The organism is Corynebacterium gerontici, assembly GCF_003813985.1.
In the GTDB taxonomy this organism is placed as follows: Bacteria; Actinomycetota; Actinomycetes; order Mycobacteriales; family Mycobacteriaceae; genus Corynebacterium; species Corynebacterium gerontici.
In genome coordinates this window covers 570173-590025 of sequence record NZ_CP033897.1, presented here as the reverse complement: position 1 = coordinate 590025, position 19853 = coordinate 570173, and the positions used below count along the sequence as shown (strand labels likewise).

Annotated in this window: 21 protein-coding genes; 8 read left to right on the top strand and 13 right to left on the bottom strand. The window is 58.2% G+C overall.

Going from position 1 to position 19853, the window contains the following annotated elements; all coding sequences use genetic code 11:
• The first annotated feature begins 102 nt into the window (after positions 1-102).
• Both CGERO_RS02780 and CGERO_RS02775 read left to right on the top strand, forming a co-directional pair.
• Entirely contained in the window at positions 103-1515 is a 1413-nt protein-coding gene (locus tag CGERO_RS02780; RefSeq protein ID WP_123933370.1) for a DEAD/DEAH box helicase, read from the top strand.
• On the top strand, positions 1512-2738 hold the full coding sequence (locus CGERO_RS02775) for an Rv3212 family protein (RefSeq protein WP_123933369.1): 1227 nt from the start codon (positions 1512-1514) through the stop codon (positions 2736-2738). The genes CGERO_RS02780 and CGERO_RS02775 overlap by 4 nt, the downstream gene beginning before the upstream one ends.
• On the opposite strand, the gene CGERO_RS02770 is transcribed toward CGERO_RS02775, so the two are convergent.
• Positions 2735-3181, bottom strand: coding sequence for a hypothetical protein (locus CGERO_RS02770; RefSeq protein ID WP_377018116.1), 447 nt, complete (start codon positions 3179-3181; stop codon positions 2735-2737). The genes CGERO_RS02775 and CGERO_RS02770 overlap by 4 nt on opposite strands.
• Before the next feature lie 416 nt (positions 3182-3597).
• On the opposite strand from CGERO_RS02770, the gene CGERO_RS02765 reads away from it, so the two are divergent.
• Together CGERO_RS02765 and CGERO_RS10870 are read left to right on the top strand one after the other, a co-directional pair.
• Positions 3598-3855, top strand: a complete 258-nt coding sequence (locus CGERO_RS02765) for a WhiB family transcriptional regulator (protein WP_123933368.1) — start codon at positions 3598-3600, stop codon at positions 3853-3855.
• A 134-nt stretch (positions 3856-3989) separates the two neighbouring features.
• The gene (locus CGERO_RS10870) at positions 3990-4064 is read left to right on the top strand and encodes a 50S ribosomal protein bL37 (protein WP_370513275.1); all 75 of its coding nucleotides are present in this window, start codon (positions 3990-3992) and stop codon (positions 4062-4064) included.
• Between the two features lie 92 nt (positions 4065-4156).
• On the opposite strand, the gene rsrA is transcribed toward CGERO_RS10870, so the two are convergent.
• Together rsrA and CGERO_RS02755 are read right to left on the bottom strand one after the other, a co-directional pair.
• Positions 4157-4411 (bottom strand): mycothiol system anti-sigma-R factor, encoded by a 255-nt coding sequence (rsrA, locus tag CGERO_RS02760; protein ID WP_123933367.1) that lies wholly within the window; start codon positions 4409-4411, stop codon positions 4157-4159.
• Complete coding sequence (locus tag CGERO_RS02755) at positions 4412-5008, bottom strand: sigma-70 family RNA polymerase sigma factor (RefSeq protein WP_123933366.1); 597 nt, start codon at positions 5006-5008, stop codon at positions 4412-4414.
• A 53-nt stretch (positions 5009-5061) separates the two neighbouring features.
• Between CGERO_RS02755 and ybaK the strand changes: the two genes are divergently transcribed.
• Positions 5062-5553 (top strand): Cys-tRNA(Pro) deacylase, encoded by a 492-nt coding sequence (ybaK, locus tag CGERO_RS02750; RefSeq protein WP_123933365.1) that lies wholly within the window; start codon positions 5062-5064, stop codon positions 5551-5553.
• Here the strand turns inward: ybaK and CGERO_RS02745 are convergent.
• Positions 5550-6203 carry an SOS response-associated peptidase gene (locus CGERO_RS02745; protein ID WP_123933364.1) on the bottom strand — a complete coding sequence of 218 codons (654 nt, stop codon included), beginning with the start codon at positions 6201-6203 and terminating at the stop codon, positions 5550-5552. The genes ybaK and CGERO_RS02745 overlap by 4 nt on opposite strands.
• Positions 6204-6221: 18 nt before the next feature.
• On the opposite strand from CGERO_RS02745, the gene aroA reads away from it, so the two are divergent.
• Complete coding sequence (aroA, locus tag CGERO_RS02740; RefSeq protein ID WP_123933363.1) at positions 6222-7490, top strand: 3-phosphoshikimate 1-carboxyvinyltransferase; 1269 nt, start codon at positions 6222-6224, stop codon at positions 7488-7490.
• Entirely contained in the window at positions 7491-8480 is a 990-nt protein-coding gene (gene rsgA, locus CGERO_RS02735) for a ribosome small subunit-dependent GTPase A (protein WP_123933362.1), read from the top strand.
• On the opposite strand, the gene CGERO_RS02730 is transcribed toward rsgA, so the two are convergent.
• The 4 genes from CGERO_RS02730 to CGERO_RS02715 all read right to left on the bottom strand — a co-directional run bounded on the left by CGERO_RS02730 (position 8477) and on the right by CGERO_RS02715 (position 11791).
• Positions 8477-9703, bottom strand: a complete 1227-nt coding sequence (locus tag CGERO_RS02730) for a fatty acid desaturase family protein (protein ID WP_123933361.1) — start codon at positions 9701-9703, stop codon at positions 8477-8479. The genes rsgA and CGERO_RS02730 overlap by 4 nt on opposite strands.
• 35 nt (positions 9704-9738) lie before the next feature.
• Entirely contained in the window at positions 9739-10797 is a 1059-nt protein-coding gene (locus CGERO_RS02725) for a ferredoxin reductase (RefSeq protein ID WP_123933360.1), read from the bottom strand.
• Positions 10798-10877: 80 nt separating this feature from the next.
• On the bottom strand, positions 10878-11381 hold the full coding sequence (locus CGERO_RS02720; RefSeq protein WP_123933359.1) for a DUF6912 family protein: 504 nt from the start codon (positions 11379-11381) through the stop codon (positions 10878-10880).
• Positions 11381-11791 carry an HAD family hydrolase gene (locus tag CGERO_RS02715; RefSeq protein ID WP_123933358.1) on the bottom strand — a complete coding sequence of 137 codons (411 nt, stop codon included), beginning with the start codon at positions 11789-11791 and terminating at the stop codon, positions 11381-11383. The genes CGERO_RS02720 and CGERO_RS02715 overlap by 1 nt, the downstream gene beginning before the upstream one ends.
• A 146-nt stretch (positions 11792-11937) precedes the next feature.
• Here CGERO_RS02715 and CGERO_RS02710 point away from each other — a divergent pair, with 146 nt between their 5' ends.
• On the top strand, positions 11938-12345 hold the full coding sequence (locus CGERO_RS02710; RefSeq protein ID WP_123933357.1) for a hypothetical protein: 408 nt from the start codon (positions 11938-11940) through the stop codon (positions 12343-12345).
• A 6-nt stretch (positions 12346-12351) separates the two neighbouring features.
• On the opposite strand, the gene secA is transcribed toward CGERO_RS02710, so the two are convergent.
• From secA to mtrB, 5 genes are all read right to left on the bottom strand, one after another.
• Positions 12352-14892, bottom strand: a complete 2541-nt coding sequence (secA, locus tag CGERO_RS02705) for a preprotein translocase subunit SecA (RefSeq protein ID WP_123933356.1) — start codon at positions 14890-14892, stop codon at positions 12352-12354.
• Positions 14893-15059: 167 nt separating this feature from the next.
• Positions 15060-15725, bottom strand: coding sequence for a ribosome hibernation-promoting factor, HPF/YfiA family (gene hpf / locus CGERO_RS02700; RefSeq protein ID WP_123933355.1), 666 nt, complete (start codon positions 15723-15725; stop codon positions 15060-15062).
• Positions 15726-15924: 199 nt separating this feature from the next.
• Positions 15925-16428: a ComF family protein gene (locus CGERO_RS02695; RefSeq protein ID WP_123933354.1), complete on the bottom strand. Its 504-nt coding sequence runs from the start codon at positions 16426-16428 to the stop codon at positions 15925-15927.
• A 156-nt stretch (positions 16429-16584) separates the two neighbouring features.
• Positions 16585-18306 (bottom strand): MtrAB system accessory lipoprotein LpqB, encoded by a 1722-nt coding sequence (lpqB, locus tag CGERO_RS02690; RefSeq protein ID WP_123933353.1) that lies wholly within the window; start codon positions 18304-18306, stop codon positions 16585-16587.
• Positions 18303-19850, bottom strand: a complete 1548-nt coding sequence (gene mtrB, locus CGERO_RS02685) for an MtrAB system histidine kinase MtrB (RefSeq protein WP_245998895.1) — start codon at positions 19848-19850, stop codon at positions 18303-18305. The genes lpqB and mtrB overlap by 4 nt, the downstream gene beginning before the upstream one ends.
• Between the last annotated feature and the right edge of the window lie 3 nt (positions 19851-19853).

Sequence of the window (19853 nt, the reverse complement as noted above, 5' to 3'; positions counted from 1 at the left end):
GCAGTGGTTCCTCTCAAACTGTTCACAATCGCACCCCACCTTGAGGCGCAGGACGTACCCAGTGTAATCCCTAACGCAATAAAGCCCGATAGTATCGGAAGGGTGACTGCCGAAAGCCAACAACCGACGTTTGAAGAACTCGGTGTCGCAGCAGAATTGTGCGATGCCCTAGCAGCGGAAGGCATTACAAGAACTTTCGCCATCCAGGAGCTCACCCTGCCCATCGCGCTTGACGGGCGCGATCTCATCGGCCAAGCACGAACAGGCATGGGCAAAACCTTCGGCTTTGGCATCCCGCTGCTGGATCGAGTGTTTGACGCCGCGGATGTCGCCGAACTCGACGGCACTCCCCGCGCCCTCGTCGTAGCACCCACCAGGGAGCTCGCATCACAGGTATCCGATGATCTCCGACGCGCCGCAGCCTTCACACCTGTTCGTGTATGCACCATCTATGGTGGTCGCCCCTTCGAAGAGCAAATCAAGGCACTCGATAATGGGGTGGACGTGGTGGTCGGCACTCCCGGCAGGTTGCTCGATCTGCACAAACGCGGCAACTTGGATCTCAGCCAAGTAGCGATCCTCGTGTTAGACGAGGCCGACGAAATGCTGGACCTGGGGTTCTTTCCAGACATTGAGAAGCTCCTTGCCGCGCTCACCCACCAGCATCAAACCATGCTCTTTTCCGCCACCATGCCGGGGCCGGTACTTACGCTTGCCCGCACCTTCTTAAATAAGCCGGTACACATCCGAGCTGAAGAAGTCGGAGCCGCACAGACGCACAGCTCCACCAAACAGGTGATTTTGCAGGCACATCGCATGAACAAAGACGACATCACCGCCCGCATCCTGCAGGCCAAGAAGCGCGGCAAGACCATTATTTTCAGCCGAACAAAGCGCTCCGCCGCCCAACTCGCGGACAATTTGTCTCGCCGAGGCTTCCACGTCGCCGGCGTGCACGGTGACTTGGGGCAAGGCGCTCGCGAAAAATCTCTGCGCGCCTTCCGCGAGGGCAAGGTAGACATCTTGGTTGCTACCGACGTTGCCGCCCGCGGCATCGATATCGACGACGTCACCCACGTCATCAACTACCAAACCCCGGACGATCCAATGACCTATGTTCACCGCATCGGGCGCACGGGGCGCGCCGGGAACAGCGGTACTGCTGTCACGCTCGTGGGTTACGACGAGCTGCTGAAATGGCAAGCGATTAACGATGAACTCGGGCTCGACATCCCCGAGCCACCTCAATGGTTCTCCACTTCACCCGAGCTCTTTGAGGCTCTCGACATCCCAGAGTCGGCCCAGGATTCTGTTGGACCGGCTACCTCTCCAGTCGGCGGCGGTGCCGAAGCCATGCGGGGCAACGGGCGTAACGCTGCGGGTGATCGAGGAAAACGGCGCGGAAGTCGCGGCAAGGGCAAAGCGGAGCATGATGAGCGTTCATCCCGCGGGCCACGCAGCGGGCGCGGCGGGCGCGGCAACACAAGCGGCGGGCGCAGGGGCCGCCGCTCATGAAACCGTTGCGCAAGCGCCGCGGTGATCTCATTGCTACCGTCGGGATTGGAGCACTTACAGCGGCTCTTGTTGCTGGCACCTGGGCTTTAGCGCCCATTCGTCACTCAGAGCTGGTTGTAGAGGATTCGCTACAGTCCGACGCGAAACAGGTCAATGCCTTAACCCTGCCGAATGAACTTCATGAACGTTGGACGGCGCAGGCTCCTCCAGGCTGGCAGGTGCCGTTGATTGCCGCTGGCTACCCGGTTGCCTTCGATGCACAACAGCGGCGCCTCAGCTCTCTCGATCCGACGAGTGGAAGCGTGCGGTGGGGCTACGAGCGCGACGTGCCCTTGTGCGCTGTGAGTACAGCTTGGAATGCAGTGGTTGCCGACTATCAAACCGGCCGGGGCTGCGGCGATGTGGTGAGTATCAACGCTGCAGAGGGAAGCTATAAGGCCACCCGTAGCGCCCACGCGAGCCAGCAGGTCGCGCCTATTGCCTCCAATGATCGAGTGGGCATCGTCTCACCGGAGCGCGTCGAATTGTGGCGCTCCGATTTGGTGCGCACAGTGGTGTACGGCGAGGTGGATATCAAGCAAGAGCCTGGTCAACAACCCCATCCCGAGTGCACAATCAGCTCTGCGCTCACACGTGGCACGCTTCTTGCTGTTGCCGAACAGTGCGAAAACAACACATTTGTGCGCCTCCAAACCCCCGATCCTGAGGAGTCTTCTACCCCCGAGGTGCAGGCTTCTATCAAGCTCAAGGCGGGTAGCCAGGTGGTAGCCATCAACGCTTCGCGGGTGGCCATTTATGAGCCTGGGAGCACTGCACATTTGTATGTTTTTGACGCGCAAGGCAAGCAGGTTTCTGCCCGCGCGATCCCAGAATCTGCGGATATTCAGTCTCTGCAGCAAGGGATTTACACGCCTCATAACGCTCAGGCCGGGCGTTTTTTGCAGTGGTTCGACGGAGATCGCCTCTACGTCCTCGACGCCAAAACGCTGGATACAGTCAGGGTGTTCGAGCAGGCAATCGGCACCGGAACCATGGTTGGGCTTGATTTGGTTCTCCCAACTCGCGAAGGCGCCGAGCAGTATCCAACGCGTGGCACTGAGCTTTTCGACGCCGCGAAGTCCATCCCCATCGACCGCAATGGCAGCAGCGAGCGCGTTTCCTTAGCGTTTAGCGCTCAAACGCTCATTGAACAGCGTGGCGAGCAGTTAGTTGGGCTGAATTAGTTGCGGAAGCGCTCAGAGGCCCATGCAACGGCCGGGGCGGAAAAGAGCATCGCCAGCCCCATCAGGGCGGAAATCCCGGTGAGAGCCCCCAACATCCAAGCACCGGCTTTGAACATGTAGATGGTGATGGGAACGAGCAGAAGTTCCAGCATCATCACTGGTCCACGCCCCCAACGATGGCCTTGGCTCATGCGCCAGGCACCAAGGATCACGGCACCGAACACGAGGATGAAGAAAATCGCGGTGCCAAACCCTACCGCCGTATTTGCATCGTCTGACTGATACACAATGGCGGCATCACGGTAGCCAAGCATGCCCCGCACGATGAGCACCACTGCATAGCCGAGCCCGATGAAGGATTGAGCGGCGGCAATTACGGCGGCGCTGCGCACCTGAGCTGGGACAGTGGGCTTGGGATTGTGGGGTGAATTTGCTGCAGTCACAATCGTCCAGTCTAGCGCGACACCTATCTCCCACCGACCACACTTCCCCACCCCAGGATCACCCCTGATTTGACCCCTATAAAACAACGTGCCTCTTATTTCTTCAACAAAAGCACAGTTCATACGGGCGCCCACGGGTGAGGGTCGAGAAAATCCGACAAAGCGTCGCACAACATCCCTGAAAGTTTCTGTGAGGTTACACACTTTTTGGCGCTAGCTCTAGTCAAGCGCCATCTGACATGTCATGCTTTCTGGGTACTTGAGGCGAGCCCACCTACTACTCTCGCCCCGAAACTCTAGGGCAACCTGCGGCTTCGCCGCTTTTTTGTGCCCACAGGCAGGTGCCAGAAGCGCCGCTCCACACCCGGAGCCCACCTAGAGTGCACAACACTGCTATCACCCAAGGAGAAATTCACATGGATTGGCGCCACGAAGCCGTTTGCCGCGACGAAGACCCAGAGCTCTTCTTCCCCGTAGGCAATTCCGGTCCCGCACTCGCACAGGTTGCTGCCGCAAAGGTTGTTTGCAACCGCTGCCCCGTCACCTCACAGTGCCTGGCATGGGCTCTGGAAACGGGCCAAGATGCTGGCGTGTGGGGCGGGATGAGCGAAGATGAGCGCCGCGCACTCAAGCGCCGCAAGAACCGCGGGCGACGCGCTCGTGTGAGCGCTTAGGCTCTCTGCATCACATCCATCCACCGCCTTGCTTCAAGTAGCAGTGGATTTTGCAATTTCTGCACCGACTACAACAAGCGCTAGACTGGGGAGCTGTTACTTTTTACCGCAGGACAACGCAAAGGATGTGCACCATGAGCAAGCGTGGACGCAAGCGCAAGGATCGTCGCAAGAAGGGCGCTAACCACGGAAAGCGCCCAAACGCTTAGGCACCGCCTGACAGCGATAAGCGCGGCATATGCCCCCGGCGAGTCATCACTCGAGATGAACTCTCACCGGGGGCATTGCGCTGTCTCGTACGCTAAAAGTTACGGCGCTCCACTCGAATGGAGTAGGTGATCTTCTGGCGCAGATGCTGAGGTGCCGGCCCACAGCAGCACCGACGCAACAGTGCCCTGAGCTCCGTTTCAGCGGCCACACGCTCGGCGCAGCGCGGGCATCGCTCCAGGTGCATCCGGAGGCGCTGGCAATCCACCTCATCGAGTTCGTTATCTACCAGCGCGAACATTGAGGCGTGAATGTCTGCGCAATTGCAGTCTTTGTGCATGCCGTCCATTTACTTCGCTCCCTTTTCCTGCGCGCCGGTCATTCCAATGCCGTGTTCTGCGGCTACGTCCTTCAACGCTTCACGCAGTTGTTTTCTTCCCCGGTGCAATCGGCTCATGACGGTTCCCAGTGGTGTACCCATGATTTCGGCGATTTCCTTATACGCCAGCCCTTCCACGTCTGCGTAATACACCACCATCCGATATTCCTCCGAAAGGTCATTCATCGCCTCGGCGATTTGCTTATTCGGAAGATTCTTCAACGCCGCGAGCTCTGCTGATTCAAGGCCAGTGGAGTCATGGGAGGACGTGGCGAAGATTTGATGATCGCTCATATCGTCGGTGGAAGATTGCACAGGCTGCCGCTGCTTCTTGCGGTAGGAGTTGATGTAAGTGTTCGTCATGATGCGGTACAGCCACGCCTTGAGGTTGGTGCCAGGCTTGAAACTGTCAAAAGCCTGGAACGCCTTAATGTACGTCTCTTGCACCAAGTCCTCCGCATCGGCCGGATTCCGGGTCATGCGAAGCGCACCACCATAGAGTTGGTCAAGCAGTGGCAGCGCTTCTGCTTCAAAGCGCTGCTGGAGCTCATTGCCGTGTTCCGCCACAGTTCTCCCTTACGTGTTCGCGTTGCCCCAAGTGTAGGTGCTTAGCTAAACCTATGACCAAACAGCAGGCAGCTCCCACACCGGCGATTCAGGCTTTGAAGGACGTCGGGGTCAATTTCCGTGTACATACGTTTGAGCCGGGAGAAGACCACTTCGGAAAACACGCAGCAGAGGCGCTTCAGGTGCCCTCGGAGCAAGTATTCAAAACCCTGGTCATGCAACTTGCCACGCGGCAGGGTTCACAACTTGCCGTGGCTTGTGTTCCGGTTTCTGCGAAGCTCAATCTCAAGGCCGCAGCGAAGGCACTGGGTGCAAAGAAGGCTGAGATGGCCGATCCGCATCACGCGAGCGTGAGTACCGGTTATGTTCCTGGAGGCATTTCCCCTCTAGGGCAGAAGCGTAAGCTCAACACGGTCATTGACGCCAGCGCTTTTGAACATCAGCAGATTTTTGTCTCAGGTGGGCGTCGGGGGCTCGACATCGCGCTTTCTCCCACTGATCTTCAGGCGCTGCTGGACGCCCGCGTTGCTGATATCCAGGCTTAGAACAGCGAGGCTGAGGAAATCAGCTCTGGGTAGTCATTGCGGACATTACCGACGGCCGGATCAGCCGGTGTGATTTGGAATCCTTCCGTGCTTCCCGGTGCGAGCAACTCGGCGGCTTCCTCCGCCGTCCCCATCAGCCACTGAGAGATTTCTTCGCTTTGCAGAAAGCGCGGCATCCGGTGATGGACTTGATCCAGCGGGGCTTGCGCACCGGTGGTGATCATGGTGGCACTGAGCATGTCAAGGCCGGTATCCCACAATCCAGCTACCCAGATCAGCGATCCAGTGCGAATCCACTGCGGTTGCTTCTGATGCCACTCGTAGTACCCATCCATGGGGATAGCGCAGCGCTGCGTCTTGAAGGCGCTGCGGAAACTGGGCTTTTCGGACACGGTTTCCGCACGAGCATTGAACAGTGGCGGACCGGAATCATCGCGCTTCCAGTGTGGAAACAGCCCCCACCGTGCGGGTGCAATGCTGGCTTCGGTGGCGTCGATCGCCCGGAGTATCGGAATGGGGGTGGTGGGCGCAATGTTATATCGGGCGCGCGGCAGCCCCGCCGGAGCCTGCACCTTGGCAAAGTCGGTGGTATCTAGGGTGGCCTCAATCAGGGCGTCCTCGGTGGTGAAGAGTACAAAGCGTCCACACATAGCCTTTATTATGGAACAATGCCGAAGTTTTGGAGCGCACCGAACGTCGAAAAGCCCATACACGCCACAGTAGAAGTGCCAGGATCAAAGTCGATCACCAACCGGGCACTCGTGCTTGCCGCCTTGGCCGATGGGCCGTCGACGATCCGTGGTGCTTTGCGCAGTCGCGATTCTGACCTCATGGCAGCGGCTTTATCTTCGATGGGCACCAGCATCACGCTCGGTGATCACATTCGTGTGGAGCCAGCACCTTTTCGCGCCGCGGCAGTGGATTGTGGCCTGGCTGGGACTGTGATGCGCTTCGTTCCGCCCGTGGCAGCGCTGGCTCAGGGCGAGGTGCTTTTCGACGGCGACGAGCAAGCACATGCCCGCCCGATGAACACCATGCTGGACGCTCTGCGTGCCTTGGGCGTGGACGTCGAAGGCGATCGACTCCCCTTCCGTGTGCGCGGTGCGGGGGCTCCGCGTGGCGGCAAGGTTGAGATTGATGCCTCGGCCTCCTCGCAATTCGTCTCGGGCCTGTTGCTCTCCGCCGCGCGTTTTTCTGAAGGCATCCACATTCGCCACACCGGTGCCACCCTGCCGAGTACGCCACACATCGATATGACCCTAGATATGCTGCGCACCGCCGGTGTGGCGGTCGCTCAGCCATCGGAACATGAGTGGGTAGTGGAGCCCGGCCCAATTCACGCTATAGATTGGGACATCGAACCCGATCTCTCTAATGCCACGCCCTTTATGGCGGCGGCTGCGGTGTGCGGCGGCGAAGTCCGCATCCCCCGCTGGCCAGCCAACACCACCCAGCCCGGAAACCAGATCCTTCCCATCTTAGAATCCATGGGCTGCGAAGTAGGAAGAGACGACGATGCCGTGACGGTGCGTGGCCCCGAAAACGGACAATTGCAAGGCGTGGATTGGGACATGGGTGACATCGGCGAGCTCACCCCCACCGTCGCAGCCCTCGCCGCCTTGGCACACACTCCAAGCCGCCTGCACAACATCGCACACCTTCGAGGCCACGAAACCGACCGCCTCGCTGCCCTTGCCACTGAAATTCAGCGACTCGGAGGCCAGTGCGAAGAGCTTGCCGACGCCCTGCTCATCTCCCCCGCGCCACTTCACGGCGGCACCTGGCACTCATACGCAGACCACCGCATGGCCACCGCTGGTGCCATCATCGGGCTGCGCGTGCCCGACGTTGAGGTGGAAAATATTGAGACGACCTCCAAAACGCTTCCGAATTTTGATGCCATGTGGCAAGACATGATCAGCGGTGGTGAGCGCTAAGTGGCACGCCGATGGGATGAAAGTGACGTCAGGGTACGTCCCGGCAAGGGGTCCAGGCCGCGCACTAAAGATCGTCCGCAACACAAAGACGCAGAGTTCGGCATGGTGGTGACCAAAGATCGCGGCCGTTGGGGCGTAGTACTCGACGGCCAGCATCAGCCGGTGGTGTGTATGAGAGCGCGGGAAATGGGCCGCACCCCCGTTGAAGTGGGTGATCGCGTAGGTATCGTGGGCGATACTTCGGGGCGTCCCGGATCGCTGGCGCGAATTGTAAAACTCGCCGAGCGCACATCCGTACTCAGACGCACCGCCGATGACACGGATCCGTATGAGCGCATCGTGGTGGCCAATGCGCAACAACTGCTCATCATTTCAGCCGTGGCAGACCCAGAGCCGCGCGCGGGCTTCATTGAGCGCGCGCTCGTGGCAGCGTTCGTGGGGAACCTGCAGCCGATTATCGGATTAACGAAATCGGATCTTGCGGATCCTTCTGCCTTCGCTGCGGAATTCGAAGCGCTCAACGTGCCGGTATTGCTCTGCGGCGTCGACGATCCACTCGAACCAGTCCTGGAACGGACCCGCGGCAGCATCACCGCGCTGATCGGACATTCTGGCGTGGGCAAATCCACGCTTGTGAATCGCCTGATCCCCGATGCACAACGCGAAACGGGAGAAGTGTCCGGTGTTGGCAAGGGCCGTCACACCTCCACCCAGGCAGTCGCGCTGGAGTTGGAGCAAGGCGGTTGGATTGTCGATACCCCCGGCATCCGCTCCTTCGGTCTTGCCCATGTTGACGCCGATACTGTCGTAGAGGTTTTCGACGACCTGCGCGAAGCCGTCGAAGGGTGCCCTCGTGGCTGCACCCACATCGGGCCTCCCGCCGATCCGCAATGCGCCCTCGACGCGTTTGAACCCGACTCCCCCACGGGGCGCCGGGTCCAGGCGGTTCGAAAGTTACTAGAAGCACTGCGCTCCAATGACACCTACTAGTGGTGCCTGCGTAGTTCCTTCAGCAGCTTGAGCCCTGTGCGTAAGCCTTTGCGCACACCGTGCTTGGCGCCAATCCACAGTTGATGCTCGATAGGTTCAAATGCGCGATTGGAGCGCACCTCGGGGGCGTTGTCAGGGCTAGAGCGGAGATACTTATTTGGCAGGGTGAGCTTAAGCAAGGTGCGTTGCACTTTCGCCAACTGCCGCGGGAAGCTGTCAACGTTGTAGGGCAAGTCGAACTCAGTACACAACGCCTGCACCTTGCGCCCGACCTCGGCGAGGCGATTCGAGGGCATGTCGGGGAAAAGGTGGTGCTCAATCTGGTAATTGAGATTGCCGGAAAGCACGGTGAGGATCTTGCCGCCAGAGAAGTTTGCAGAGCCCAGCATTTGGCGCAGGTACCACTGGTTATGATCTTCGTTCTTGAATTGCTCTTTGGTGAACGTTTCCGCTTCGTCTGGGAAGTGTCCACAGAAAATTACGGCATAGGCCCAGAGGGAACGCACAAAGTTCGCGGTGGCGTTGGCGCTGAGCGTATGCAGGAAATTGGGGCCCGAAAGCGCGGGGAACAGCAGGTAATCCCTACCAGTTTGACGGCCGGCTTTCTTGGTGGTTTCCCAGAACTTCTCTTGTGTTTCCTCCCAGGACTTCCGGCCGGCAAAGAATTTGCCCAACTCTACGTCATAGTATCCCACTGCCCACTGAAACAGGCTGGCGAGCACCGTGTTCACCGCAGGCTGGAAGGCATGCAAGGGAGTCCAGGTGCGATCGCGAGTCACGCGCAGGATGCCGTATCCCACATCATGATCCATGCCCAGGACGTTGGTGTAGGTGTGGTGAATGTAATTGTGCGAGTGCATCCACTGCGAGGAGGGGCACACCAGATCCCACTCCCAGGTGGTGGAGTGAATCACTGGATCGTTCATCCAATCCCATTGACCATGCAGAACATTGTGGCCGATCTCTAGGTTCTCCAGGATCTTTGACAGTGACAGCAGCGCTGTTCCAGCAAGCCAGGCCGGTTTCTTGCCACTAAAAAGCAGCACGCCTCTGCCCGCAACTTCGAGGGTGCGCTGAAAGCGAATGAGGTTGCGAATGTAGTTTGCGTCTTTTTCGCCCAGATCCTCCATCACTTCGGACTTGATCGCGTCGAGCCTGCGCCCAATTTCCTGAATGTCTTCGTCGCTGAGGTGGGAATATGCTTGAATATTGTCAATTGCCACGGTGGGGCTCCTTGGGGTGAAAATTCGGTGGGTATTTAGGACTCGATGTGGATGTCGCCCTTGGGTACGGACACGCAGGTGCGGATTCTTTCGCCGGATTCATGCGTTTCTCCGGTGGCCAAGTCCACGACCTCCCCGGCGCCGAGCTGGCGCACGCAGGTGTGGCAGATTCCCATTCGGCACCCAAATGGCATGGGTGCACCGGCCTTCTCCCCTGCCTCGAGAATGGTGGTGCCGCCATCAACCTCGATGCTTTGACCGGTGGAAAACTCAATGCGCCCGCCCTCCGCATCGCTGCTGCGGTCGAGCGAAAAAGCTTCAGTGTGCAACTCCACGTTCTCACCGGCCCACTGCTGCCACTGCTCAAGCATGGAGGCAGGGCCGCAGGCGTACACCGCACGCTGGGCAAGATCGGGGACGAGTGCCTCAATATCTTCGGTACTGGCCCTGCCTTCGGTGCCGGTTTGGCGCAGGATAATGCGTAGATCTTCGGAGAACGCGTCGAGCACCTCTGCGAAGACGTGATCGTCGAGCGTGCGTACTGAATGGTGCAGGACAACGTCGCTGCGCTGGAAGTCACCGCGTTCCTTCATGCCGCGCAACATGCCGATTACGGGGGTGATACCAGTTCCGGCGGTGATGAATGCCAAGCGCGGCGGTACCGGATCGCTGAGGTGAAAGTCGCCCGCGGGGGCCGCGATGCGGATTGGGGTGCCAGCAGCCGCATTGCCAACGAGGTGATTGGAGAGCTTGCCTTTCTCCACAGCCTTCACTGCGATGGAAAAGCGTCCGCGCTCGGAGGTTGGGGCGTTGGTGAGTGAGTAGCTTCTCCACACGAATCGCCCGTCAATCTCGACACCGATGCCCAGGTACTGTCCGGGGCGGAAGTCGGTGGGTACTCCCCAGCCCGGTGTGATGTCGATGAGTACCACGTCGCCGTGGCGCCGGACTTCGGAGATGCTGCCCCGCAGCTCGCGTGTGGACCACAGTGGGTTCAGGACTGCCGAATAGTCATCCGGCAGCAAAGGGGTGGTAAAGCGCTTGAGTAGGCCGCGTACCCTTTTGAGTTTGTCTGGGGTGTGTGCTGCAGACACTCGATCAACACCTTTGCTTTGCAAGCGAAATTATTACTTGCCCGTAACTTACGCTCGCGTAACAAAGATGTCAATGACTTTTAGAGCAATTCCACCAAGGCTGAGAGTTCACTGGGGTCATACCAGGCCATGAACTGATCCAGAGCGTCCCCCACGCACAGCTCAGCATCTTCCTGACCCAGATCAGCCTCATCGATCACCTCGATGGCCTTGGCGGTGTATTCCTCGTTCGCCTCGGTATCGACATGAATCGCGGCCACCTGATCGAAACGAATCAGCGCCGGATCGAGTTTCAGCACAGACTCCCCCATCTCCGGCTGCAGATCCACGACAGCGTCATCCACGTCTACGGACACCACCACGCGACGGTGCGGAAATTGCTCCTCGCCAATCGCCAGCAGGCGAATCGAAGCCAGCGCGGCGTCCTCGAAAGCAGAATGAGCAATCTCTTCTTCATCACCCGCTGTATAAAACTCACGCAGAGCAGGAGTAACAGCGAAACCATAGCCAGAACGCACTGGCATCTCGCCATCGACTGCAAGCGCTTTCAACATCGAGAACGTCGCTGGAAGGTAAACCCGCACTAGAACTCTCCCTGGATGCCAAACAGCCCAGCGATTTCCACCACAGCGCGGTCAAACTGCTGGTAATACACGCCCACCAAACCGTTTTCCACGGCTGCTCGGACGTTCAAGATGGAATCATCCACCATCACGCAGTCACGCATCGGCAGCTCGATGGCGGAGGCAGCAAATTCGAATGCGCCCTGCGCCGGCTTTTCCACACCGATCTCACCTGAGAGCACGACGGCGTCGACAAGCCCCTGATCCTTAAACGACCGGATGGGCGCTGCACCGGGTCCGCCGGGGTCATTGGACAAAATAGCGATGCCAATGCCGGCGTCTTTCAACGCACTGAGCAGTTGTTGCCAGCGGCGCTGTGACTCGTCCGAGCCATCGAGCACACCAACATAATCAACGATGAGTCCTCGCATCGAATGTCATCACACCTTGGAATAGATAGTCAGAAGTTTTGTGGTTATTCTTGCACACATCACCAAGATCTAGCGCCCGCCCACGCGCCGGATATCGGATTCGTTGCCGAAGCTCATGTACCCTGCCCAAACGAGGTTTTGATCACATGCTGGTAGCGATCCCTGGAAGAAACATTCTGCAATCCTGGCAACCTGACGCCCCCGAGCCAATTGCGCGCCTGGAAATCACCGTGCCACCCCACGTCCGCCGCGACGCCACAAGGCTCCTCCTTACCGCCATGGCCGTCTCAGCAGGCTTCAAACCGGTGGCCTCACTCAAAGATCGTCACTTCAGCGATCAGGTACGCCGCCACATCAACGCCCGAATCTTGGGCGGTAACAAGTTTTCCGGCCGCCCCCAGCTCGAGTCTCTACATCTTCGCCCGAAAGGCCAGCTTATCGACGCCGTCGGCAGCGTCTCCACCCCAGACAAGAGCTTCGGATATTTGGCACAATTCGAGCCTTCACACAACAGCACCCTCAGCCTTCGGATGCGAAGCCTGAGGGTGCTCTAGGAACTGCTATTCAGCCGAGGTGGGCTGTGCCTGCTGTTCAAACTGCTTCCGCACCATGAACAACTGGCGCACAGTTTCTTCCTTGATGCCGTCCTTCATGGCATTGAACATATCGCCACCCTCCTTCTGGTATTCCACCAGCGGGTCGCGCTGCGCCATAGCGCGCAGGCCGATGCCTTCTTTGAGGTAGTCCATCTCGTAGAGGTGCTCGCGCCATTTCTGGTCGATCACCGGCAGAATCACCATGCGTTCCAGGTTTCGCATCTGCGAGTCTCCACCAACAGAGCTCACCACTGTTTCCAGCTCTTTGTATTGCGCGTGGGCGTCGTCAAGCAAAGCCTCGCGCAAATCTTCAGCGGAAAGCTCCCCTGCTGCCCCGTACTCGCTGCCGTTGACCAGCTCCTCCGGGCGCTTGCTTGGCCCGTAGAGGGAGTCGAGCGCATGCCACAGTGAATCGAGATCCCAGTCCTCCACATAGCCGTTGGCGGTGGCACCGTCCACGTAGGCATTGATCGTGTCGTCGATCATGTGCTGGACGTTATCGGCGATATCGGCGGATTCGAGGATCTCGCGGCGCTCACGGTAGATGACCTTGCGCTGCTCATTCATCACCTCGTCGTACTTGAGCACGTTCTTACGCATCTCAAAGTTCTGGTTCTCCACCTGAGTCTGCGCACCCTTGATGGAGTTGGTAACCATCTTGGCCTCAATCGGCACATTGTCTGGCACGTTGAGGCGGTTCATCATGTTTTCCATGGTCTGACCAACAAATCGAACCATGAGGTCATCGCGCATAGAGAGGTAAAAGCGGGTAGTTCCCGGGTCGCCCTGACGGGCGGCACGACCGCGCAACTGATTATCGATGCGTCGGGATTCGTGACGCTCAGTACCAAGCACGTAGAGGCCACCTGCGGCACGGACTTCGTCGGCAAGTTTCTCACCGCGGGCTTTCACCCTGGCGAGCTCTTCATCCCACGCCGCCTCGTATTCCTCAGGGGTCTCCACAGGATCGAGCCCACGCTCGCGCAAGTTGAGGTCCGCGAGGATATCCGGGTTGCCACCCAACACGATGTCGGTACCACGGCCGGCCATGTTGGTTGCCACCGTGACGGCCCCAGGCAGACCGGCTTGGGCAACAATCTGTGCTTCTTGTTCGTGGAACTTTGCGTTCAGCACATTGTGCTTGATGCCACGCTGCTGCAGCAGCTTGGACAGGTACTCGGAACGCTCCACGGAGGTGGTGCCCACCAGCACCGGCTGGCCTTTGGCCACACGCTCGGCAATATCGTCCACCACGGCCTCAAACTTGGCCTCCTGGGTCTTGTACACCAGGTCAGTCATGTCCTCGCGCTGATTCGGACGGTTGGTGGGAATGGCGATGACATTGAGTTTGTAAATCTGGTGCAGCTCGCTTGCCTCAGTCTCAGCGGTACCGGTCATGCCGGCGAGCTTGTCGTAGAGGCGGAAGTAGTTCTGCAGGGTGATCGTGGCCAGAGTCTGGTTTTCGTTTTTGATCTCCACCGACTCTTTGGCCTCAATCGCCTGGTGCATGCCCTCGTTATAGCGACGCCCAGCCAGCACACGGCCGGTGAAGTCATCCACGATGAGCACCTCGCCCTTGCGCACGATGTAATCCTTATCGCGGGTGAACAACTCCTTGGCCTTCAAAGAGTTATTCAGATAGCTCACCAATTGGGAGTGCTCGGGGGCGTAAAGGTTATCGATGCCAAGCTGGTCTTCTACAAAACCAACGCCTTCTTCTTTAATGCCAATGGTGCGCTTGCGCTCATCCACTTCATAGTGAATGTCCTTCTTCATCAGCGGAGCAAGCTGCGCAAATACCGAGTACCACTGCGAGGAGCCGTCCACCGGGCCGGAGATAATCAGCGGGGTACGTGCCTCGTCGATCAGGATCGAGTCGACCTCATCCACGATGGCGTAGTGGTGACCGCGCTGCACCAGATCGTCCAGCGAGCGGACCATGTTATCGCGCAGGTAGTCGAAGCCCAGCTCGTTGTTGGTGCCGTAGGTGATATCGGCGTTATACGCTTGTCGACGTTCCTCCGGGCGCATCTCAGACAAAATGACACCCACCTCCAGGCCGAGCCAACGGTGCACACGACCCATCCACTCTGCGTCACGCTTGGCGAGGTAATCATTCACCGTCACCACGTGCACGCCCTTGCCCTCTAGGGCATTGAGGTAGGCGGGCAGCACACAGGTCAAGGTCTTGCCCTCACCGGTGCGCATCTCGGCTACGTTGCCAAAGTGCAAGGCGGCACCACCCATCACCTGCACCAAATAGTGCTTCTGGCCAAGCACGCGGTAGGAGGCTTCGCGGGCAGTGGCGAAGGCTTCAAGCAGCAAATCATCCAGGGATTCGCCTTCTTGAATGCGGCGCTGGAACTCAGGAGTTTTGGCCTTGAGTTCCTCATCGCTCAAAGCCGAATACTCTTCGTCGAGCTCGAGCACGCTTTCGGCGATCTTTTTCAGGCGCTTTACCGCACGCCCTTCACCGACGCGAAGCATTTTAGAAAGTCCAAGCACGTGCACAGTTCCTTTAACTATTGGCTATCTTTTGCAAGGTAATTGCGATCAACGTAGGTATTGTACGTTTTGGGTCTGTGAAAAGCACGAACACCCGGATACCTCTGAGCATCTTTTGACTCAGAAAAGTAATCCGGGTGTGGCTTCAAAGCAAGCGTCAGATGACCTTATGCCTTGTCGTCGCTCAAAGAGATCAAGCCATAGTCATAGGCGTGACGACGGTACACCACCGAAGGCTGACCAGTCTCTTCATTCACAAAGAGGTAGAAGTCGTGACCCACGAGCTCCATCTCAGATAGCGCATCATCCACGCTCATCGGGGTGGCGGAGTGTTCCTTGGTGCGCACGATCTGACCGGGCAACACATCTTCGACGGAATCAGCATAGGGATCTTCATCGTATTGATCCTTGGCGCGAGCCTGCTCGGCCTCACGCACCAACTCCGCGGCTGCCTCACCGGTGCTCTTCGGAGCGCGGTGGCCGGAAAGGGAGATGGAGCGACGAGCCTTGACCTTACGCAGCGAACGCTCCATACGAGACAGCGCGGTTTCCAGCGCGGCGTAGAAGCTGTCTTCCTTCGCCTCAGAGCGCGCGATGTGTCCCTTGCCGGTGGCGGTAATCTGGATGCGATCCGAGCTGTCGGAACGACGCGGGTTCGGCTCGTGCTGGAGCTCGACGTGGAAGAACGTCAAGGTTGGATCCAGGCGGGCGATCTTTGCCAGCTTGCTATTGACTCGTTCCGCGAAATGCTCCGGAACCTCGACGTTGCGGCCGGTGATTGACACCTTGACGTCCGGGCTCAACACTTCGTTGGAGCCATCAGGCGTGGTCATAATCACGTACCTCCCTCTCTCGTCCGCCCCGGGAACACTCGTGCAGCCTCCCCGGAGACGGGGTGAACTTTCCCCTCTGAGAATACCCGCGTGATGGTCTGCCTCGCCATAGAATTCTGTTCGCTATGAGCGTTGCCATAACACTGATAACCAATCCCGATCTTGGCTATGCACAACGGCAACCGCACACCCCTTGAGCCTAAGCATGAGAAAAGCCCAGCGCAGCGACCACATTCATTCCTGCGCTCTGCAATACCGCAACCGAGGCGGCAAGTGTAGCTCCTGTGGTGATGACGTCGTCGACAAGCACGATTGGCCCATCGATCATCCCGAGCAATTCGATGGAACCAGAAATATTCATTTTCCGCTCCGCCGCGCTCAAATCCGCCGAATCACGCGCGGCGGCACTCGTTCGAAGAATCTGTGCACTAGGAATTCCGCTGGCCTCGCACGCAAGGTGCACGGGATCACCGCCACGGAGGCGTTCGTTGCGCCTAGTTGTTGGCGCTGGCACCAGCGCGATTGCTTCAGGTACGTGTCCGTGGAACTGCATGTTCACAATCGCCGCCCGCAAGACAGCACCCACGTGCTGAGTAAGATCCAAACGCCCCCGCTCTTTCATGGAGAGGATCGTCTTGGCCCGTGCTCCCCCATACGCCCCCAGGGAATACACCGGGATGTGCTGCTGAATGCGGGTGCTCACTCTTTGCGGCGGTGCCTCCCAGACCTGCCGGCACTTTCGGCACAGGCGTGAGCCGGCCTCTCCGCAACCGCCGCATTCGATGGGAAGTATCAGTTCAATGAAACCTTGGGCAATACTTTGCAGTTTCATCACAAGCTCCCCAGCATTTCCTATGTTCTAGTTGGGCACCACCACGGGTGCGCGAACACCCTCGAGGCCCGGAACCTCACGCCAGAAGGTGGCTTCCTGAAGATCTCTTCGAATTTCCATTGTGGCGCGGGCATCTGTAGCAAAGATGGTGGTGCTATTCGACGTCACCGAAACCACAGGGGCATCTAGGTTCGCGCCCGGTAACGGAGTCGCCGAGGAACCGTCGGGCGCCACTACCCACACCGGAGCTTCAGGATTCGACGTGCCCACCAGCAACGTGCCGTCGGATTGCCAGTCAATGGAAATGACGGCGTCTTCAAGCGAGGGCATCAACTCAATAACGTTGGCCAGTTCTCGCTCGCCAACATTGGGCCGAGAGACCACACCGATGTAGACCTTGCCGTCCATCACCAACGCCGCTCGTGACCCCGCATGCGATAGCTGCAGCATGGAAATGTCTCCATGGTCACCCAGAGACGTGGTATCAACTTCTGTTTGAACGATTTCACCACTGTCATTCGAGCGTGAGATTCGGGCTATCTTTTTTCCGTCCACTACCGTCCACAGCGATGACGCCGTGGGCTCAAAGGTGGGTTTACTTAACGTCTTAGACTTAATTTTGCTTTGCATTTCGGTGTTCATGGAACCGATCAGCAGTTCCGACTCCCGCTGCTCACCTTCACCACTGCTACGCACCGCAGCAACCGCATCAGTTTTAGCGGAGATGCTCAGGGACTCAACATTGACCAACTGGCCGATAGGCCGTGGAACGGGAACCACTTTATTATCGGAGATATTGACGAGCTGCCCGCCAACCAGAGCGTAGGAGGTATCGAAACTATTGCCGGTGGCTTGAGGGTTGTATTCGGCGAAATTGTCCACGGTGAGGTCCATGTCCTCGGTTTCGCGAGCGCGCACCGGGTTGCCGTCAAAACTCAAGTGGTATGGCCCGCCGATGTCTGCCATTCCCAAGGTCCACACGATGCAAGCCGCTAAGCGCTTCATCGCATCGGAATCGAGATTTGTTAAGCCTGTGAAAGCGTAGACACCCTCTTGACGGCCGGCGAAGGTGGCCTGTTGAGGCAGCTCGTCCATGACACCAGGAGCTAACCACTGCGAGGGGCCGTCGATAAGCAAAGAAAGCAGAGCCGAATCTAATGAACCCGCACGGTTATAGATCCAGCGCTGATCGGCCACCAAGCGGCTGCCCGTAGGATCAAAAAAGTACACGTTGCGCATGCTGTAGTGATTGCGGAACTCATTTCGCTCCACCACAATTTGGTCCGGCAAATCGGCGATGCGCCACTGCCCGTCCACCGACACCATGCGCACTTTCGCCTTGTAGGGCTCCTGGCGTGGCTGATACGCCCCAGACTTGCTCACCTCACCGACGAGCGTGCCACTAACCTCATAGCCACGGCCGGGCTCATCTTCACCCAGGGTTGCGGAATTCACGTCGATTCTATCTAGCACCAAAATCTCTGGACGGGGAGACCAGGACTCGGCCTTCTCTTTGGCCAAGTAGTTGCGCGCAGGTTGATACTGCTGATCAGGAAGTGCATTTGCTGTATAAAAATCGCGAAGCAACAGGTCTGGGTCCTGATCCTCCTTCGGTTCCTGCAAGATGCTCGGCTGCTCTCCTTCAAAACTGCGAATGGCCTGAGGATCGCTCTCCCCCGGTACCGAAATGCAGGACGTCAACGTGAGCACGCACAACCCACTAAGCAGAAGTTTTTGCACCTTGGTCATTCCTGACCTCCATCGATCTTGGACTCCGGGGCAGCAAGCGGCAGCGGAATCTCTTCAATTTTGGCACCCGGGGTACGAGGCAGCACCACGCGGAAAGTAGACCCCACGCCCAGATTGCCTTTCGCCTGAATTTCTCCGCCGTGCAGATGCGCATCCTCCTGGGCGATAGCAAGACCCAAACCGGTGCCGCCCGAATGGCGCTCGCGGGAAGGATCTGCACGCCAGAAGCGTTCGAACACCAATTCCTCTTGCTCCGGCTTCAGCCCCACACCGTGGTCCGTCACCGTGACTGCCACCGCATCGGCGCTCATCGCAGCACGGATTTCAACAGGATTGCCTTCCGAGTGATCCACGGCGTTGGCAAAAAGGTTCCGCAATATGCGCTCAATACGACGAGCATCGCCCACCATTGGCAGGGGTTCATCCTCGGGAACGAAAGTCACCTTCACATCCAGTTCCTTCGCCAGCGCTCGCACCTGATCCCAAGCCGCATGGATACTATCGCGAACGTCCATCTGAGTTGCCGAAAGCTCGGTAGCCCCGGCATCGTAACGCGAAATTTCCAGCAAATCGTTCAGCAGATCTTCAAAGAGATCCAACTGCTGGACCAGCAACTGCGAGGCACGCTTAGTGTGCGGAGCGAAGTCTTCATTGTCCGCGTTGATCATATCGGCGGCCAAGCGCACGGTCGTGAGCGGAGTGCGAAGCTCATGAGACACGTCCGAAGTAAATTGCCGTTGGAAATTGCCGTACTCCTCCAACTGCTGGATCTTTTTCGACAGCGAATCGGCCATGGAATTAAAGCTGATGGCCAAGCGCGCAATCTCATCACGGCCCTCAACCACCATGCGCTCACGCAAATGGCCGTCGGCGAAGCGCGCCGCAATGCGACTGGCGGAACGCACCGGAACGATGAGCTGGTTCATCGCCACCCAAACAATGATGACGAATAGCACGATGAGCAAAATTGCAGCACCAGCGAAAGCACCCCGAAGCATGGCCAGCGTCGCCTCATCGCTTTCCATTGACATCACCAGGTACACCTGCAAACCGGGAACTTCTGCGTCGGTGGGTGTCCCGATCATCAGCGCCTTATAGCTCGACCCGTCTGCGCGCTGGATCGTGGCAAATTGCGAAGCCACCTGCCCCTGCGAAACGAAGTCCCTCAAGCGATCCGGAATTCGATAATTCTCGGGTGCCGTAATCACGCTGCCATCGGGTTCTGTTACCAGAATGACCGGCTCGTATACCGCTTGTTCTTGATCCTCTGCAGCTCTACTGACAATCGCGGCCCTGGCTGTTTTCAAACGAACATCAAGCGGGCTGGATGCACCCGTCGCAGCAATCTGTTCTTCAACAGCGACGCGCGCGCGTTCAATCTCTTGGCTAGCAATCTCTTCCTTTGCCGCCATAAAACGACCAACCAGAAAGTTGGTCACAAACATTGCCAGCACCAGCAGCACGATCGCCGATGCAACAATGATGGTTCCAAGCACCCTGTACTGGACACTTGTTTGCCAGCGCTCAATGAGCAAAAACCGCAAACG

Coding starts and splice junctions, on each gene's coding strand:
- CGERO_RS02775 (WP_123933369.1), top strand. CDS start 1,512: ATGAAACCGTTGCGCAAGCGCCGCGGTGATCTCATTGCTACCGTCGGG.
- CGERO_RS02765 (WP_123933368.1), top strand. CDS start 3,598: ATGGATTGGCGCCACGAAGCCGTTTGCCGCGACGAAGACCCAGAGCTC.
- rsrA (WP_123933367.1), bottom strand. CDS start 4,411: ATGGACGGCATGCACAAAGACTGCAATTGCGCAGACATTCACGCCTCA.
- ybaK (WP_123933365.1), top strand. CDS start 5,062: ATGACCAAACAGCAGGCAGCTCCCACACCGGCGATTCAGGCTTTGAAG.
- CGERO_RS02745 (WP_123933364.1), bottom strand. CDS start 6,203: ATGTGTGGACGCTTTGTACTCTTCACCACCGAGGACGCCCTGATTGAG.
- aroA (WP_123933363.1), top strand. CDS start 6,222: ATGCCGAAGTTTTGGAGCGCACCGAACGTCGAAAAGCCCATACACGCC.
- CGERO_RS02715 (WP_123933358.1), bottom strand. CDS start 11,791: ATGCGAGGACTCATCGTTGATTATGTTGGTGTGCTCGATGGCTCGGAC.
- CGERO_RS02710 (WP_123933357.1), top strand. CDS start 11,938: ATGCTGGTAGCGATCCCTGGAAGAAACATTCTGCAATCCTGGCAACCT.
- hpf (WP_123933355.1), bottom strand. CDS start 15,725: ATGACCACGCCTGATGGCTCCAACGAAGTGTTGAGCCCGGACGTCAAG.
- lpqB (WP_123933353.1), bottom strand. CDS start 18,306: ATGACCAAGGTGCAAAAACTTCTGCTTAGTGGGTTGTGCGTGCTCACG.